Origin of the sequence: Methylomonas sp. MED-D (assembly GCF_050276835.1) — a bacterium.
Classification (GTDB): domain Bacteria; phylum Pseudomonadota; class Gammaproteobacteria; order Methylococcales; family Methylomonadaceae; genus Methylomonas; species Methylomonas koyamae_A.
In genome coordinates this window covers 119,169-136,303 of sequence record NZ_CP189965.1, presented here as the reverse complement: position 1 = coordinate 136,303, position 17,135 = coordinate 119,169, and the positions used below count along the sequence as shown (strand labels likewise).

General features: G+C 59.2%; 15 protein-coding genes. 10 read left to right on the top strand and 5 right to left on the bottom strand.

What is annotated here, in order from left to right; genetic code table 11:
* Positions 1-3: 3 nt before the first annotated feature.
* On the bottom strand, positions 4-234 hold the full coding sequence (locus tag ACQE3E_RS00585) for a DUF1289 domain-containing protein (protein WP_064026891.1): 231 nt from the start codon (positions 232-234) through the stop codon (positions 4-6).
* Positions 231-1,172, bottom strand: a complete 942-nt coding sequence (gene ribF, locus ACQE3E_RS00580) for a bifunctional riboflavin kinase/FAD synthetase (RefSeq protein ID WP_427501142.1) — start codon at positions 1,170-1,172, stop codon at positions 231-233. Before ribF ends, ACQE3E_RS00585 begins: the two co-directional genes overlap by 4 nt.
* Before the next feature lie 109 nt (positions 1,173-1,281).
* On the opposite strand from ribF, the gene ACQE3E_RS00575 reads away from it, so the two are divergent.
* From ACQE3E_RS00575 to ACQE3E_RS00540, 8 genes are all read left to right on the top strand, one after another.
* Entirely contained in the window at positions 1,282-2,274 is a 993-nt protein-coding gene (locus tag ACQE3E_RS00575; protein WP_313729373.1) for an SPL family radical SAM protein, read from the top strand.
* Entirely contained in the window at positions 2,262-2,990 is a 729-nt protein-coding gene (locus tag ACQE3E_RS00570) for an SDR family oxidoreductase (protein WP_313729374.1), read from the top strand. The genes ACQE3E_RS00575 and ACQE3E_RS00570 overlap by 13 nt, the downstream gene beginning before the upstream one ends.
* Before the next feature lie 3 nt (positions 2,991-2,993).
* Complete coding sequence (locus tag ACQE3E_RS00565; RefSeq protein WP_313729375.1) at positions 2,994-4,598, top strand: NAD-binding protein; 1,605 nt, start codon at positions 2,994-2,996, stop codon at positions 4,596-4,598.
* Entirely contained in the window at positions 4,595-5,299 is a 705-nt protein-coding gene (locus ACQE3E_RS00560; RefSeq protein WP_071160071.1) for a potassium channel family protein, read from the top strand. Before ACQE3E_RS00565 ends, ACQE3E_RS00560 begins: the two co-directional genes overlap by 4 nt.
* A 126-nt stretch (positions 5,300-5,425) precedes the next feature.
* Positions 5,426-5,938 (top strand): disulfide bond formation protein B, encoded by a 513-nt coding sequence (locus tag ACQE3E_RS00555; RefSeq protein ID WP_168030350.1) that lies wholly within the window; start codon positions 5,426-5,428, stop codon positions 5,936-5,938.
* Between the two features lie 339 nt (positions 5,939-6,277).
* A complete protein-coding gene (locus tag ACQE3E_RS00550; protein WP_313729376.1) occupies positions 6,278-8,482 on the top strand; it encodes a primosomal protein N' in 2,205 nt (734 codons plus the stop codon).
* A 238-nt stretch (positions 8,483-8,720) separates the two neighbouring features.
* Positions 8,721-9,473 carry a DUF5765 domain-containing protein gene (locus ACQE3E_RS00545; protein WP_427501141.1) on the top strand — a complete coding sequence of 251 codons (753 nt, stop codon included), beginning with the start codon at positions 8,721-8,723 and terminating at the stop codon, positions 9,471-9,473.
* 126 nt (positions 9,474-9,599) lie between these two features.
* Complete coding sequence (locus tag ACQE3E_RS00540; protein WP_427501140.1) at positions 9,600-10,268, top strand: NAD(P)H-dependent oxidoreductase; 669 nt, start codon at positions 9,600-9,602, stop codon at positions 10,266-10,268.
* Between the two features lie 12 nt (positions 10,269-10,280).
* Here ACQE3E_RS00540 and ACQE3E_RS00535 read toward each other — a convergent pair whose 3' ends face one another.
* Entirely contained in the window at positions 10,281-10,655 is a 375-nt protein-coding gene (locus ACQE3E_RS00535; protein WP_313729378.1) for a Rieske (2Fe-2S) protein, read from the bottom strand.
* Positions 10,656-11,183: 528 nt separating this feature from the next.
* Between ACQE3E_RS00535 and mutY the strand changes: the two genes are divergently transcribed.
* On the top strand, positions 11,184-12,263 hold the full coding sequence (gene mutY / locus ACQE3E_RS00530) for an A/G-specific adenine glycosylase (RefSeq protein WP_427501139.1): 1,080 nt from the start codon (positions 11,184-11,186) through the stop codon (positions 12,261-12,263).
* 25 nt (positions 12,264-12,288) lie between these two features.
* Here the strand turns inward: mutY and ACQE3E_RS00525 are convergent, their stop codons facing one another.
* Together ACQE3E_RS00525 and ACQE3E_RS00520 are read right to left on the bottom strand one after the other, a co-directional pair.
* Entirely contained in the window at positions 12,289-15,393 is a 3,105-nt protein-coding gene (locus tag ACQE3E_RS00525) for an efflux RND transporter permease subunit (protein WP_427501138.1), read from the bottom strand.
* Complete coding sequence (locus ACQE3E_RS00520) at positions 15,390-16,490, bottom strand: efflux RND transporter periplasmic adaptor subunit (protein WP_427501137.1); 1,101 nt, start codon at positions 16,488-16,490, stop codon at positions 15,390-15,392. The genes ACQE3E_RS00525 and ACQE3E_RS00520 overlap by 4 nt, the downstream gene beginning before the upstream one ends.
* Before the next feature lie 290 nt (positions 16,491-16,780).
* Between ACQE3E_RS00520 and ACQE3E_RS00515 the strand changes: the two genes are divergently transcribed.
* Positions 16,781-17,053 (top strand): oxidative damage protection protein, encoded by a 273-nt coding sequence (locus ACQE3E_RS00515; protein WP_071160052.1) that lies wholly within the window; start codon positions 16,781-16,783, stop codon positions 17,051-17,053.
* The last annotated feature ends 82 nt before the right edge of the window (positions 17,054-17,135 follow it).

Here is a 17,135-nt window from a genome sequence, read left to right as displayed (position 1 = left end):
ATTTTACGGTGAGATTCCGCCGGTCGGCTCGCCGGCTCCTGCTTGAGCTTTCGGCGACTTTTTGGCCGCTTTGCGCTGTTCGGCGCGGGCCAAGCAACTCAATCGCTCGCGGTCGTCGGCGACGCTCCAGCCGCAAATTTCCGACAAACTTCGGAAGCATCCCAAGCAAACATCCTCGTCGTCCAGACAACAATTGCGCACGCAGGGCGAAGCCACCCGATCCAGCCCACTCATCGCGCTTCCTCCTCGGCGAAAAACCGCCGCGCATCGACCACATCCAATTCAATTTGCGCTTTCAAGGCTGCCAACGACGCAAAGCGGGTTTCGTTACGCAATTTGCGTTTGAAATGAACTTCCACGTAATGGCCGTAAATATCTTGATTGAAATCGAATAAATGCGTTTCCAAGACCACTTTGGCGCCGCCGTCGACGGTAGGACGCGTGCCGACGTTGGCAACCCCAGGATATTCGTTACCGTCCAGACCGCTCATCGTCACCGCGTACACACCGACTATCGGCGTATTTTTGCGAAACATCCGTACGTTGGCGGTCGGAAAACCCAGTTCGCGACCGCGTTTGTCGCCGTGGGCTACCCGTCCGCACACCGAAAAGTCGCGGCCCAACATGGTTCGAGCCAACGCCAGTTGGCCTTCGCTGAGCGCGTCGCGAATTAACGTACTGCTGACCCGCAAACTATCGACTTCGAAGGAATGGCTGTCTTCGACCGCGAAACCGTACTGTTCGCCGAAATGCTGCAGCATCGCAAAATTGCCGCGCCTGGCCTTGCCGAAATGAAAATCGTCGCCGACCACCAAATGTTTGACGCGCAGGCGTTCGACCAGAATGTCACGGATGAAATGTTCGGCATCGCAATCCGCCAGAGTCCGATTGAAAGGCAGCACCAACAGTTCGTCTATCGGCAGTTTGGCGAATTGAATGGCTTTTTCCCGTAAGCGGGTCAACCGGGACGGGGCGTGATCGCCTAGAAAATATTCCAGCGGCTGGGGTTCGAACACCATCGCCACGGTCGGCAGATGCAGACGGCGACCATGCTCGGCCAAGGTTTCGATGACGCGGCGGTGGCCAAGGTGCAGTCCGTCGAAATTGCCTATCGTCAATGCGCAACCGTCGCGCAACGGCTCCAGATGGTGCAGGCCTCTGATCAATCGCATGGCTGTGTCGGGTTAAAAGTGCCGATTCTATCAGCAAGCGCCGACCCCGGCCTATCGTCATTTATAATGAGCGCCCGACCGAGTTTTCGCCTTCGTTGTTTATGCCCGCATGATAGATACCTTGTATATCGAAGCCGCCGTCGCCGGGCATTCCCGCACGGCGGCGATACGCGCCCGCTTTCCGCGAGCGCGCGTAGTGGAGTGCGCGCGCTACGGCGAAGTCTTCAATCCCAGGGCGCAGAATTTTCGCTTGCAAAAGCAAAGGCCGGCGTTGATCCTGGCCGAGAAATACCGGAAATTCGCGTTGCCGGCGCCGGCGGGTTACGGCATCGGCGGGACACGTAATTACTACTTCTCGCATATGCTCAATTGCCTGTACGACTGCCGCTACTGCTTTTTACAAGGCATGTACCAGTCGGCCAATTACGTGTTGTTCGTCAATTTCGAGGATTTTCAGCGTGAAATCGACCAAATTTGCGCGGAAACGCCCAACGAGGCCGTCTATTTTTTCTCGGGCTACGATTGCGACAGCCTGGCCCTGGAACCGATCACCGGTTTCGCCGAGCAGTTCCTGCCGTTTTTCGAGACGCTGCCCAATGCCTGGCTGGAGTTACGTACCAAGAGCACCCAAATTCGCAGCCTGTTGACGCGCCGGCCATGGCCGCGTTGCGTCGTGGCATTTAGCTTGGCGCCGGACGCGGTGGCCGAACAAGTCGAAGCCAAGGCGCCAGCCGTCGCCAAGCGCTTGGAAGCGGCTACCAAGTTGCAGCAACAGGGCTGGCCCATCGGTTTGCGTTTCGATCCGTTGATATACCAACACGACTATCGCGAGCAATACCGGGCATTGTTCCAGCAAGTCTTCGCGACCCTGGATGCCGAAACCTTGCACTCTGTCAGCCTCGGTACCTTCCGCCTACCCGAGGCGTATTACAAGAAGATGCATAAGCTCTATCCGGACGAGCGCCTGTTTGCCAGTCCGTTGCAAACCTCGGCCGGCCTGGTCTCGTATCGCGCCGACCTGGAACAATCGATGATCGCCGACTGTAGCGAAATGTTACGGCAATACCTAGACGAAGCCCAGTTGTTCCGGTGCATGCCGTGAGCCGCGCAATCCTGGTCACCGGCGCGAGTTCGGGCATCGGCCGCGCCATCGCCCGGCGTCTGTTACAACTAGGCCATCGCGTGATCGGCACGTCCCGCGATAGCCGTCGTTTCGAGCGGGTCCATCCGCGTTTTTATCCGATGGCGCTGGATTTGGCGGATTTGTCCGCTATCGCGCCGTTCGCGAAGCGTTTGCAGCAGGACTTTCCGGATCTCGACGCGGTGGTGTTCGCGGCCGGTTACGGCCGGTTCGGCGCGCTCGAGCAACATTCACAGGCGCAGATCGAGCAGCTGATAACCGTCAACTTCACCGCTCAAGCTTGTTTGACGCGGGCGCTGCTGCCCCAACTCAAGCAACAAGCTCGCGCCAACCTGCTCTACATCGGCTCGGAAGCCGCGCTGAAAGGTAGCCGTAACGGTAGCATCTATTGCGCCAGCAAGTTTGCGTTACGCGGTTTTAGTCAGGCGTTACGCGAGGAATGCGGCAAGAGCGGCGTTCGGGTATCCTTGATCAACCCCGGCATGGTCGATACCGCGTTTTTCGAAACCTTGCACTTCGCACCGGGCAAGCAAGCGGGGCAAGCCTTAAGTGCCGACGATGTCGCCGACGCCGCGCTCTACATATTGCAAGCCGGCCCGCACCTAGTGATCGACGAAATCAACCTCGGCCCGGCCTGCAAGGTCGTCGACTTTAAGAAGCCACCCCATCAGCCCTGAGTCATGCTTTCCAAACTAATCGTTTACGCCGCGTATTTTCTGAAGTCGGCCGAAGGCTACCGGCGCAGCAAACAATTCTTCTACCAGCTATTGGAAGAACCGCATAGCCCGCGTAAACGACGCTTCGACAGCATCATGATCGGCCTGATTGTGTTGAGCGTGATCTTTTTGCTGTATCGGATCGAACATCAGGCCAGCACCATGGGCGGCTATTTCGAGCAGGCAATCCTGGCGGTATTCATTACCGAGTACTTGCTACGCGGTTGGATTTATTCGGATTCCTACAAAATCATCATCGAAGAATACGAAAAAGCCCTTTATTTGAATTTGCCGTTCAATTTGCCGGCGGCCGGCAAGCGCATACTCGCGAAGGAACTGGAATACATGAGTTCGGCGTTCGCGGTGATCGACATTTTGGCGATTTTGCCCAGCTATCGACCGCTGGACATCTTGCGCATTTTCATCGTATTCCGCTTGTTCAAGCTGTTCCGCTATTCGGATAGTGCCAAATTGTTTGCCAACGTGCTGGCCAGCCGGCGTTACGAGCTGACTACCTTGCTGATTTTCAGCGGTTTCTTGCTGTTCATCGCCAGCGTGGCGATTTATATGTTCGAATACCAGGTGGCGAGCGGCAGCATCAAAACCATGTTCGACGCCTTCTATTGGTCCGTCGTGACCTTGGCGACGGTCGGTTACGGCGACATCACCCCGCAAACCACCGGCGGACGCTGGGTCGCGGTGTTTCTGATCCTAACCAGCATTGGCGTGTTGTCGTTTTTTACATCGATTCTGATCGCCGCCTTCGCCGAAAAAATGCTGTCGCTGCGCGAAAGTCGCGCCTATGCCGAACTGGACCGCTACCAAAATTTCATCATCATTTGCGGCTTCGGCCGGGTCGGGCAAGAAATCGCCCGCCATCTGCATCGGGAGCAGCAGCCCTTCATCGTTATCGACCGCAAGGAGGTTAACGTCGTCCAGGCCAAAAACCTGGGATATCTGGCGGTGCAAAACGATGCCAGCAAAAACGAAGTGTTACTGAACGCCGGCATCAATCGCGGCGCCACCGCGATTTTGTGCATCACCGGCGACGACGTCGTCAACGTTTACATCACCCTGACCGGCCGGCACTTGAATAAAAATGTGCGGATTATTTCCCGCGCCAACCGCCACGAAAACGTCAACAAACTCTACCAAGCCGGCGCGGACAACGTGATTCGGCCCTTCGAGGTCGCCGGGTTGCTGGCCGCCGAGTTCGTCGGCCAGCCGGTGGCCTTCGAGGCGATTTCCGGGATTCTGCAAAACCAGACCGAAATTACGATGGAAACCGTTTTGGTCACCGAAAACTCGCCGCTAGACAACCGTCGCATCGGCCAGTTGGACCTGAAGCAAAACAAGCTGACGCTGCTGGGCGTGATCAGCGACAATCCCATCCATTTCAAGCACAAGAACAAGTACCAGGTGAAACAACAGCATTTTTACTTCAATCCCGAAGAAAAATTCATCCTGCGCCATGGCGATTTGTTGGTGTTGCTGGGGCGGAAATACGGGATCGATCATTTTCGCGATCAGGTCGAGCAGCGCCGCTTGTGGAATAGGACGTCGCCATGAAAAAGGTCGCCGTATTCGGCTACAACCGCCTGTCGTTCGAGGCCATCAGCCGCCTGGATCGCGAGCACCACGACATCCTGGTTATCGACCATCGGCCGCTGCATACCGCGATGGCCGCTGAAAACGGCTTCGAATCGGCCACGATCGATTTTCGTAGCGACGAGGAATTGAAATCGATAGGCATCGGTCGGGATATCGACATCCTGTTTTGTTTTTTCGACGACGACTCCGAAAACGTGTTTCTGACCTTGTCGGCGCGAGCGATGGACAAGAAACTGGTCATCATCGCCATCGTCGACAGCCCGGAATCGGCGGAAAAACTGCTGGCGGCCGGCGCCAACAAAATCATCGATCCCTACGAAATTTGCGGCCGCAAGATTCACGACATGCTGAAACGGCCCGACATTACCGATATTTTCGACCACACCGTATTCGGCCGCCACGATTTGCGGATGGCGGAAATCGCGATTCCTCAAACCAGCTATTTACAAGGCCGCACGGTCGAGCAACTGGAGCTGGGGACGCAATACAATTTGATACTGATCGGCATCGTCGATCAACAGGCCGGCGATCAGTTGCAGTTTGTCAGCGAACAAACCGAACGCCGCTTGAACGCCGGCGACATTCTGGTCATTCTGGGGCCGACTCGGGAAATTCGGGCTTTTAAAAAAGATGTCGAAGACGAGTTTTGCGATATTTAGCGGAATGCTCGGACCCGATAAGCCATCGCAGCGCGAAGTTGTTAACATGTCGCGGATGGTTAGCGCGGTTCGAAAGCCTCCGCTTCGAACCGATTTTTCATACTCCAAATTTAGCCCTCATTCGTTATGATCAGCTCGCTTTTTGATTATTTCAGTCCGCGCGCGCGGTTCTTTATCGGTTTTATGGCCTGCGCCGGTTTGCTGGCCGTCGGTGCCTATTTGCAATTCGTCGAAGAGCTGGAGCCCTGTCCGCTATGTATTTCGCAGCGCTTGGCCATACTGGCCACCGGCTTGATTTTCCTGGCGGCGGGCCTGCACAACCGCGGCCGTAAGATCTATGCGGTTTTGGCCGCCGCCGCCGCATTGATCGGCGCCAGCGTTTCCGCCCGTCACGTGTGGTTGCAGCATTTGCCGCCGGAGGAGGTACCGGAATGCAGCCCCGGCCTGGAATACGTATTTCAGAATTTCCCGTTGGCCGACACCATCAAATTGATGTTGAGCGGCACCGGCGAATGCGCCAAGATCGACTGGACCTTACTGGGATTGAGCATACCGGCCTGGACCTTGTTTGCTTTCCTGTTGCTGGCGACCTGGGCCGGGCTGCTATGGGGCGATTCGGCGCCGCGCATTAGCAAATAAGCATTGTCGAATATCGGACAGGGTTTCCTTCTCCAAGCTGTGTTATTTCCCTCAGTTTTGTAACAAGTTATGCACAAAAACGGAGCAAACGCCCGAAGCCTCGCCGCCTAGACGGAAAACGATGGAGCCTGCCGAAGATTGATTTCAAGTCATTGATAAATAAAGATAAATTACATTGGCTCAAATTTACGCAATTTAACAAATCTGTAATTAAATCCGACACTAAGCGGTCCGTATTCGCCTCCATCCACAGAGTTATCCACAGGTTTTGTGGGTAACTTAAATTCCTTAGCCGACATAATCACTTAGCGATGCAACATCGAAAACAACTCATCAAAAATGGCTAAATGCGATGCCGCCGACAGTTTGATTTTAAAAATTGCGGTGCCGGTTCCGTTGGACAGATTGTTCGATTACCGACCTTCCGAACTCGGCAATTCGGCGGAATTTCAGCGTGGCGCCAGGGTTTTGGTGCCGTTCGGCAAGCGTCAATGCGTCGGCGTCGTCATGGGTAGCGCCAACGGCTCGACGCTAGCCAGTCGCTCGATTAAGCCGGTCATCGAGCTACTGGACGACACCCCGTTGTTGTCGGCTCTCGATTTGCAGTTGCTGGAATGGGCTGCCCGCTACTACCACCATCCGATCGGTGAAGTAGTGGCAACGGCATTTCCGACCGCGTTACGCCAAGGTTTGCCGGCCACATTGCAGTGCGAGCGTTATTTCGCGCCGACCGCGGCCGGCCGGGCGCCTGATGTCGATTTGGGACGCGCCACTCGGCAAAAAGATTTGCTGCGACGAATGCTCAGCCGCGAACCGGCTTGGTCGGCGGCCGAATTGGCCGGACACAAGCCGGCCCTGCGGGCGTTGATCGACAAAGGTTTGGTCGAGCCGCGAATGCCGGACCCGTCGGATGGTCCGGTCGTGCTCGGTGCCGCGCTGGCCGCCAATCCGGACCAGCTAGCCGCGATCGACGCGGTCGGCGCCGACCTGGACCGGTTCGCGGTGCATTTGTTGGAGGGGGTGACCGGCAGCGGCAAGACCGAAGTCTACATGCAGATCATCGCCCGAACCCTGGCTTTGGGGCGGCAAGTCTTGGTATTGCTGCCTGAAATCAATCTGACGCCGCAATTGGAACAGCGGTTTCGGCAGCGCTTCGGGGTGGGGATCGAAACCTTTCACTCGAATCTGACCGACCGGCAACGCCAACAAGCCTGGCTGAGTATGCGCGCCGGCGTGGCGCGGATACTGCTCGGCACTCGATCCGCGCTGTTTACGCCGCTTCGGGAACCCGGCCTGATCGTGTTGGACGAGGAACACGACGGCTCCTTCAAACAACAGGACGGGTTTCGATTTTCGGCGCGCGATGTCGCGATCACCAGAGCCAAGCTGCTGAATATTCCGGTGGTGATGGGTTCGGCGACGCCGTCGCTGGAGAGTCTGGCCAATGTGGCCCAGGGCCGCTACCGTCTGTCGCACTTGCCGCACCGAGCCGGCAACGCCAAGCCGCCGGCATTTCAGGTGTTGGACATTCGCGGCAAGAAGCTGCAAGCCGGTCTGTCGGAGCCATTGGTAACGGCGATCGGCGCGGAACTCGCCGAAGGCCGGCAAGTGCTGCTGTTTCTAAACCGGCGCGGTTATGCGCCGGTGCAAATCTGCCACGATTGCGGTTGGGTATCGCGCTGTCACCGTTGCGACGCCAATCTGGTCATCCACGCCGGCATACACAAATTGCGCTGCCATCATTGCGGCTACGAGCAAGCCTTGCCGCGGCAGTGTCCGGCCTGCGGCGTCGGCGAGTTGCAGGCACTCGGCCTGGGCACCGAACGCATCGAAGAAACGCTGAAGGAGTTGTTCGCCGGCCACCGCATCGTCCGCCTGGACCGCGACACCACGCAGTGCAAGGGCGCGCTCGAAGGCTATTTGCAGCAAATTCATCGCGGCGATGCCGACATCGTGCTCGGCACGCAAATGCTCGCCAAGGGCCACCACTTCCCGAACGTGACCTTGGTGGCCATCCTGGATATCGACAGCGGTCTGTTCAGCATCGATTTTCGCGGCGGCGAGAAGTTAGCGCAATTGATCGTACAAGTCGCCGGCCGAGCCGGCCGGGCCGAATTGCCCGGCCGGGTGATCCTACAAACCCGCCATCCGAGACACGCGCTGCTGCATAGCTTGCTGAGCCGCGGCTATCGGGCGTTCGCCGAAGCCGAGCTCGGCGAACGCCGCGCCGCGGGGCTGCCGCCATTCGGCTATCAAGCCCTGCTGCGGGCGCAAGCCGGTAACGCCGGCGCACCGCCGCAATTTTTGCGGGCGGCTATTCAATGTTTGACCGACTTTACGCCGTCCGACGTGCAAGTGCTCGGCCCGGTTAGCGCGCCGATGGTCAGACGCGCCGGGGTATACCGTTACCAAATACTACTGCAAAGCGATAAGCGCCCGGCTTTGCAGCGGCTATTGGATTTTTGGGTCCCCCGCCTCGCCGACTTGCGCGAGGCCAGATCGGTGCGTTGGTCGCTGGATGTCGATCCGCTGGACTTATATTGACCCGCCGCCGCGATCGTTCGGCAAAAAGCCGCCGGTAAGTGAAGGGTTTTATGGGATAATTCGCCGCTTTTTTCGCGGCTCGAGGTCGCGGCAAAAACTAGGGGTATTCGCCAAGCCGACCATTCGGACTCACCGAACGCCCCGCCCGGAAGATTGCGTTCGATGGCGGCGGGACTAGCTCCCTATGCCATCCGAATGGCAATCGCATAATTAAAATAACGAAAGGGGGTACTTTTCAATGTGTTGGAGCGGAGAAGCGTCGGGCGTATTAGCCGCCGCCGGTTTGACCACCGCCGTTTACGTGGCGTACAAAGGCGAGTCCAAGGAACTTTGGATTCCGTTGACTTATTTCGCGTTGATGGAACTGTTGCAGGCGGCAACCTATGTGTACATCAATCTATGCGACAACCCGAACAATCAGATACTGACGCTGCTCGGCTACGTGCATATTGCCTTTCAGCCGTTTTTCGTGAATATGGTGGCGATGTATTTCATTCCGGAAAGCGTCAAGCTCAAAATCAGGACTACCGTCTATACGCTGTGCGCGATCAGCTCGCTGGCGATGTTGATTAAAATGTATCCGTTCGCGTGGGCCGGCAACTGCGTCGAGGGCGTCGAAGGCTTCTGCGGCGCGCAGACCTGTTCGGTGTCGGGCGCCTGGCATATCGCGTGGAAAATGCCGTTGAACGGGTTGATGTCCGATCCGGTCGAGTGGCTGTTCGGCTTCAACTGGGGCCTGCATGCGTTTTCCTATATTTTGGCGGCGTTTTATCTGCCCATCATTTATGGTTCCTGGCGTTTCGTCGGTTTTCACTATTTGATCGGACCGTGGATTTCGGACGTCACCACCGACGATCCGAACGAGTATTGCGCGGTCTGGTGTTTGTTTTCGATCGCGCTGTGCGTGTCGGTTATCAAAACCCCGATCCGCAAGTATTTGCACGTCAAGAAATGGCCGTTTTACCACCGCGAAGTGGGCGATAGCCTCTAGCATTAAACGCCTGGAATCCGAGGGCCGACCCTCGCCCATGGGCCTTGCCGGCCAATGCCGGCAAGGCCGCCGTCCAAACCTCGGTTCCGTGCAAACCCTTAGTCCACCGTTCGCCACGAGGATGCGATGACGATCAATAAACCCGCGATTCTGGAAGCCTTCCACTTCCGCCACGCCTGCAAGGAATTCGATGCCGAACGCAAAATCGCCGGCGCGGACTTCGACTTCATACTGGAAACCGCCAGGCTGTCGCCTTGTTCGTTCGGCCTGGAGCCCTGGAAATTTCTGGTGATTCAAACCCCAGCATTGCGCGAGAAACTGCGTCCGCACATCTGGGGCGGTCAAAAACAGTTGCCGACCGCCAGCCACCTGATCTTGACGCTGTGCCGCAAAAGCCGAGACCTGCGCTACGACAGCGACTATGTGCAAGGTTTCATGCGCGAGGTTCAGCATTACCCGGAAGACGCCGCCCAAACCCGCACCCAAGTACTGGAAAAATTTCAAAAGCACGACTTCGCGCTGCTGGAATCGGAACGCGCCATCAACGACTGGGCCGGCAAGCAGACCTATATTCCGCTGGCCAATATGATGACGGCGGCAGCCCTAATCGGCATAGACTCCTGTCCGATCGAAGGCTTCGAGCGCAACAGTTTGGAACAGGCTCTGGCCGCCGAGATCGGCATCGACCTCGAACAATGGAGCGTCGCTTATCTGGTGGCTTTCGGTTACCGGAAAAACCCGCCGGCTCGCCCGAAAACCCGCCAGGAAGCCAGCGCGGTCATCGAATGGCGCTAGGTGCAGCGAACCTTACGACTCAGTCGATTCCAGCCTGGCGTGCTTGTCGATCAGGTAAATCCAACCCTGTTGCTCGTCGACCTTGATCGCCGTCAGACTCTTATCCAGACAAATTTCGCTCAACGATCGTCCGCTCACCGGATCGTAACAAATCCCGTGCATCGAGCATTGCAGATAACGGCCGGTGGGATCGAACACGCCGTCGCGTTCGCAATCCAGCGTCCTCGGCATATGGGCGCAATGATTCAAATAGCCGAACACCGTGCCGTTAAAACGCACCACCAAGGCCGGTTCGGGCGCTCCCCGGTATAGCACCGAAAAGCACCACTTACCCAGCTCGGCTAACTGATCGCTTCGGCAAATCGGGACGGGATGGCTCTTACTCATCAGAACGGCTCCTCGGAAAGGGCAAACGGGTCACTGGCGACCGATGATACGACACGATGACCGAACGCGCGACGGATTTACCGCAGTCGAGCGTATCCGCCGAGAGTAACGGGCCACGACAACCGACGTCAGGCTAACCTTAGGCAGATAAGCGCAGCCCGCGTTTACATGCTGATCTGATTTTTTTGCGCCGTCGGAGCGCCCATTTCCGCGTCCCGCCGGCGGATCTAGCCAGACTGTTGTAGGTCGGCCCAATCCCGCGTGGTCCAGCATCGTCGAGTGCCGAAAACCGGACGCCCAACCCGATATGCCCCGGTTTCCGGCCTCGCTCGCCGGTCTTTTCGTTCAATCCCGAACGCGGACTGCCCAGACCGGCATAGGAAAACATCAGGTCGTGAAAATTCGACGGGCGGTAGTTGTGGAATAAACCGCCGACCGCAAATAGCAAGCTCTATAATCACGCTTGATTCAGGAACCCTTCCGTGGGATCGTCATCCCATTTCACCGAGCCGCTTCAATATTCCTTCCGTGTCACCCGCCCACTTCCAACAACAACTCTTCGCATGGTTCGACCTACATGGCCGCAGGGATTTACCTTGGCAACAAGACATCAATCCCTACCGGGTTTGGGTGTCGGAGATCATGTTGCAGCAGACTCAAGTAGCCAGCGTGATCGGCTATTTCCAGCGCTTCATGGACCGATTCCCGACCATTCGGCATTTGGCGGACGCGGAACTGGACGATGTGTTGCAGCATTGGGCCGGACTGGGTTATTACGCCCGTGCCCGCAATCTGCACAAGACCGCGCGCCTGGTCGCGGCGAACGGCGGCGAGTTTCCGCAAACCGTCGAAGCGCTGAGCGCCTTGCCCGGCATCGGCCGCTCGACGGCCGGCGCGATACTCAGCATTGCCGGCGGGCAAAGCCAACCGATATTGGACGGCAACGTCAAACGGGTATTGACGCGCTTTCACGCGATCCATGGCTGGCCGGGCGAGACCAGGGTCGCGGCCCAACTCTGGCAGCTCGCGGAGACCTACACGCCGAAACACCGAACCGCCGACTATACCCAGGCGATGATGGATTTGGGCTCGACGTTGTGTACCCGCGCCAAGCCGCTGTGCGAGATTTGCCCGGTCCAGGCCGGATGCGAGGCCAAACATCGGGGACTGGTTCGGCAATTGCCGGCAGCCAAACCGCGTAAGGCTTTGCCGGTCAAACAATGTTATATGCTGCTGTTGACCGCGCGCGACGGTGCGATCTTGCTGGAAAAGCGTCCGCCAACCGGTATCTGGGGCGGCTTGTGGAGTTTGCCGGAGTTTCCGGATCGGCCGAGCGCCGAGGCGTGGTGTCGCGAACGCGGCTATCGTTTGGCGGCCGTCGCGGCCTTAGCGCAACGCCGCCATACCTTTTCGCATTATCACCTGGAGTACACGCCGTTATTGGCCAGCTTGGCGGAAGTCGCCGCGATCGCCGACCCCGCGACTTTTGCCTGGCAAGCTCCGGAAGCCTGGGCCGCCCTGGGTTTGCCGACACCGATCAAACAGCTGTTGGCGCAACTGCCCGAATCGGACGGCGCGGTTATTTCCCCCGGTCCGCGCCTCCTTTAGGCGCCGGCGGCCAACGGATACGCGATCAGGCTTGCGCCGCCCGCCGATTCAACCAGCTCAACCACCGAGCGTAGCCGCGCGCCAAGCTCATTTTCAAATCGTCCAGATAGCAATAGGCCACCGGAATCACCAATAGGCTGAGCAGCGTCGACGTGACCAAGCCGCCGATCACCGCGATCGCCATCGGACTGCGAAACGAGGCGTCGGCGGCACCCATGCCCAACGCGATCGGCAGCATGCCGGCGCCCATCGCGATCGTGGTCATCACGATGGGCCTAGCCCGCTTGCGGCAGGCGTCCAGCAGCGCTTCGCCGCGGTTCAGGCCATGCTCGCGGCGAGCGACGATGGCGTATTCCACCAGCAGAATGGAGTTTTTGGTGGCGATGCCCATCAGCATCACCAGGCCGATCAGCGACGGCATCGAAAAAGCCTTGCCGGCGATTAGCAAAGCGACGAAGCCACCGCCGAACGACAGCGGCAGCGCGGTCAAAATCGTGATGGGTTGGATGAAGTCCTTAAACAGCAATACCAACACCACGAAGATGCACAACACGCCGGTCAACATCGCCGAACCGAAACTGCCGAACAACTCCTCCATCATTTCGGCATCGCCGATGCTGAGCAAGCGCACACCGGCCGGCAGGTGGCGGATGCTGGGCAACTGATGCGCGGCATTGGCGACGTCGCCGAGCGGTTGGCCGTTGAGTTCGATTTCGAAATTGACGTTGCGGGCGCGGTCGTAGCGGTCGATCAAGGCCGGGCCGCTGGACAGCTCCAGCTTGGCGACCTGGCCGACCAGCACCGAGCCAACGTTGGGCTTGTTGGACGGCACCGTCAAACGTTCCAGCACCGCCAAATCCTGACGGCCGGCACTCGCCAGTTTGACGACGATCGGCACTTGCCGTTGGCTCAGGTTGAGTTTGGGCAGCGACCAGTCGTAGTCGCCTATCGTCGCGATGCGCAGGGTTTCAGCCAACGCGGCGGTGGTGACGCCCAGATCGGCGGCGCGGGCGAAGTCGGGACGCACCGCGATTTCCGGGCGGATCAAGGCCGCGCTGGAGGCGATGCTGCCCAGGCCGGGTATCGTGCGCAAGTCGCGCTCGACTTCGCCGGCGGCCTTGCTCAAGGCCTGCGGATCGTCGCCACTCAACACCAGCACGTATTTTTCGCCGGACGCGCCCAAGCCGACCTTGGTACGCACGCCGGGCAAACGTTGCAACGCGATCCGAATGTCGTTTTCTATCGTTTGCTTGCGCACCGGCCGGTCGCGGCGGGCAGCCAGAGTGACGGTTAGCGTCGCCTTGCGCACCTCGCTGGTACCCATGCTCATTACCATCGGGTCGCTACCGGCCGCGCCGGCGCCTATCGTGGTGTAGACGCTTTTGACGTAAGGCACCGCCGCCACCAATTGCCGGGCCTGTTCGGCCGAGGCGCGGGTTTGCGCCAGCGTCGCGCCGGGCGACAGCTCGACGAAGACCTGGGTTTGCGGATTGTCGTCGGCCGGGATGAAGCCGGTCGGCAACAGCGGAATCAACATCAGCGAGCCGATGAAAAACGCCAGCGCGCCGGCCATCGTCACAATGCGGTGGCGCAAGCACCAGGCCGCCATGTTCATGTAAGTCCGCATCAGCCAACCTTCGGGCGCCGCGACGTGTTCGCGATCCTTCAACAGATAAGCCGACATCATCGGCGTCAACATCCGGGCCACAATCAGCGAGGCGATGATGGCCAGCGCGGCGGTCCAGCCGAATTGTTTGAAAAAACGCCCTGGCACCCCGCTCATAAACGCGGTCGGCAGAAACACCGCCACCAACGCGAACGTGGTGGCGACGACGGCCAGGCCTATTTCGTCGGCCGCTTCCAGCGCCGCTTGATAGGGCGTCTTGCCCATGCGCTGGTGACGGACGATGTTTTCGACTTCGACGATCGCGTCGTCGACCAGAATGCCGATCACCAGCGACAGCGCCAGCAAGGTAATCACGTTCAACGAAAAACCCAGCAAATACATGCCCAGAAACGACGGGATCACCGATAGCGGCAAGGCCACCGCCGAGACGAAGGTGGCGCGCCAGTCTCGCAAAAACAGCCAGACCACGATGACCGCCAGCAGCGCGCCTTCGTAGATCATCGTCATCGAGCCTTGAAATTCCTCGGCGACCGGCTCGACAAAATTGAAGGCTTCGGTGAATTGCACGTCCGGATAGCTTAGTTTCAAGTCCGCCAGCGCCCGTTGCACGCCGGCACCGACTTCGACCTCGCTGGCGCCTCGGCTGCGGGTAACCTCGAAACCGACCACCGGCCGGCCGTCCAGCAAGGCCAGCGCGCGCGGTTCGGCAACCGAATCGTTCAGGTCGGCGACTTGATCCAGCCGGATGCGGCGGCCGTCGGGCAAGGCCAGTTGCAGCGGCCGTAATTCCTCGACCGACGCGACTTTCGCCAGCGTGCGCAAGGGCTGCTCGCCGCTGCCAAGATCGGTGCGGCCGCCGGCGCTTTCCTGCTGCACCTGGCGCAGTTGCCGGGAAATGTCGGCGGCGCTGACGCCCAGCGCCTGTAGTTTGACCGGGTCCAACGCGATGCCGATTTCCCGGCTGACGCCGCCGACTCGGGTCACCGCGCCGACGCCGCGCACCGCCAGCAGTCGCTTGGCGACGGTATCCTCGACGAACCAGGACAGCGCTTCGTCGTCGCGTTTGTCGGAGGACACGGTCAGCGCCAGTATCGGCGCGCCGGCCAGATCCAATTTGGTAACGACCGGCTCGCGCAAGTCGGCCGGCAAATCGGCGCGCACCTTGGAGACCGCCGAGCGCACATCGTCCACCGCTTCCTGCACCGGTTTTTCCAGGCGAAATTCGGCGTTGATCACCACGTTGCCGTCGTAGATCTTGGTGTAGAGGTGCTTAAGACCTTGCAGCGTGGCCAGCGAGTTTTCCAGCTTGCGGGCCACGTCGGTTTCCAATTGGGCCGGCGACGCGCCGGGCAGATTGGCGGTCAAGGTCACGGTCGGCAAGTCCAGATCGGGAAAGTTCTGGACTTTCATCGCATTGAAGCCTTGTAAACCGCCGAAACCCAGCAGCACGAACAGCATCAGGGCCGGAATCGGGTTGCGGATGCACCAAGCGGAGACGTTCATTTCGCCACCACCCGCACCAGATCGCCGTCGGCCAGGAAGGACACGCCGCCGGCCACCAGCTGGTCGCCGGCGCTGATGCCGGCCAGTACTTCCAGATCGTCGCCGCTGCGCCGGCCGAGTTGAACCTTGACCAGGGCCACCTTGGCCAGGTCTCCCTGGCGCTCGCCGAGCTTGAACACGTAGCTGAAACCTTCGCGCAAGGACACCGCGGTTTGCGGCACGATCAGCGCGGGACTGGCGCCCAGGGCAAATTCGCCCCTGGCGAACATACCGGCTCGCAGGCCTTGGCGGACGGCATCCGGCAGGTCAACGTAGACCAGACCGTTGCGGCTTTGCGGGTCCAGAGTTGGCGCCAACTGACGGACTTTGCCGGGCGTCCGGCCGACATTGGGCACCTCGACCGTCACTTCCAGTCCCGGCCGCAATTTGGCGATTTCGGCGGCGGTGACTTCGGCGCGCCATTCCAGGCGGCTCTGCCGAATCAAGCGAAATAATTCCTGGCCGGCCGAAGCCACCGCGCCCAAGGTCGCGTTGCGCGCCGAAATCACGCCATCGTCGCTGGCGACCACTTGGGTATGCTTGAGGCGCAACAACTGTGCGTCCACTTGGGCCTGAGCCGATTCGACCTTGGCCTGAGCGGTCTTTTCGCCCGTCAGATATTGGGCGACTTGTTGGGCGCTAAGCGCCAACGACGAGGTGGAATGGCGGGTGCGGTCGGCGTTGAGTCTGGCCTCTTCCAGGCTGGCCTTGGTCTCGGCCAATATGGCCTTGGCTTGGGCAAGATCCGCCTGCACGGTTTCGGCATCCAGTAGCGCCAGCACCTGACCCTTGCGCACTGCGTCGCCGACCTGGGCGCGGACTTCGGCCAGCCGCAGATCGCCGACCTCGGCGCCGATGATCGCCTCCTGCCACGCGGCGATCGAACCGTTGGCGGCCAGCGTCAGCGGAATATCCCGACCGGCGGGTTGTATCGTCGTCACACTCAGGGCGGGGTTGGTGGCGGGTGTCGATTCGGTGGCCGGCACGTCGCTACCGCAGCCGGCAAAAAACATCCAAGCGGCGAGGAAAACAGTGCCGCGAAAGCAAAAGGTCGTCATGTCCGTGATCTATATGAAGTGGAGGCCCGATCCGGCGGATTGCCGAATCGGGCCTGGGTTGGTACCGTCGCCGATTCTTTCATACATTGTCGATCCGGCAAAACGGAACGGTAAAACCGCACCGCCGCGATCCGAGGTTACGATCGGCGAAGTTGGCATCGTCTCCAATAACCCTATCAACAATGTGATGGAAGCGGAACCCGTGCTTTGGTATAACGCTGGCCGGAATACTCACGGCTTCCGGCACGTTTCGGAGCAGCTGTGACCACCTAACGAGAGCGAGGTTCACTATGACAAGAATGGTTCAATGCGTAAAACTGGGTGTGGAAGCGGAGGGCCTAGACTCGCCACCGTTTCCCGGCCCCAAGGGCCAACGTATTTTCGAACAGGTTTCCAAACAAGCCTGGAAAGACTGGCTGGCGATGCAGACTATGATCATTAACGAGCAGCGCTTATCCAGTTTCGATCCCTACGCCAAGAAGGTCCTGGAGGTCGAACGGGAAAAATTCCTGTTTGCCGGCGGTTTCCAAGTGCCGAACGGCTACGTGCCGCGAAAAGAGTAAGATCGCCCGGCGCGGGCTTAAGGCACGGCCGGCGAGCCTCTGATCGCGGCTGACGCGCTAGCGTGAGATCCGGCCGGCCAGC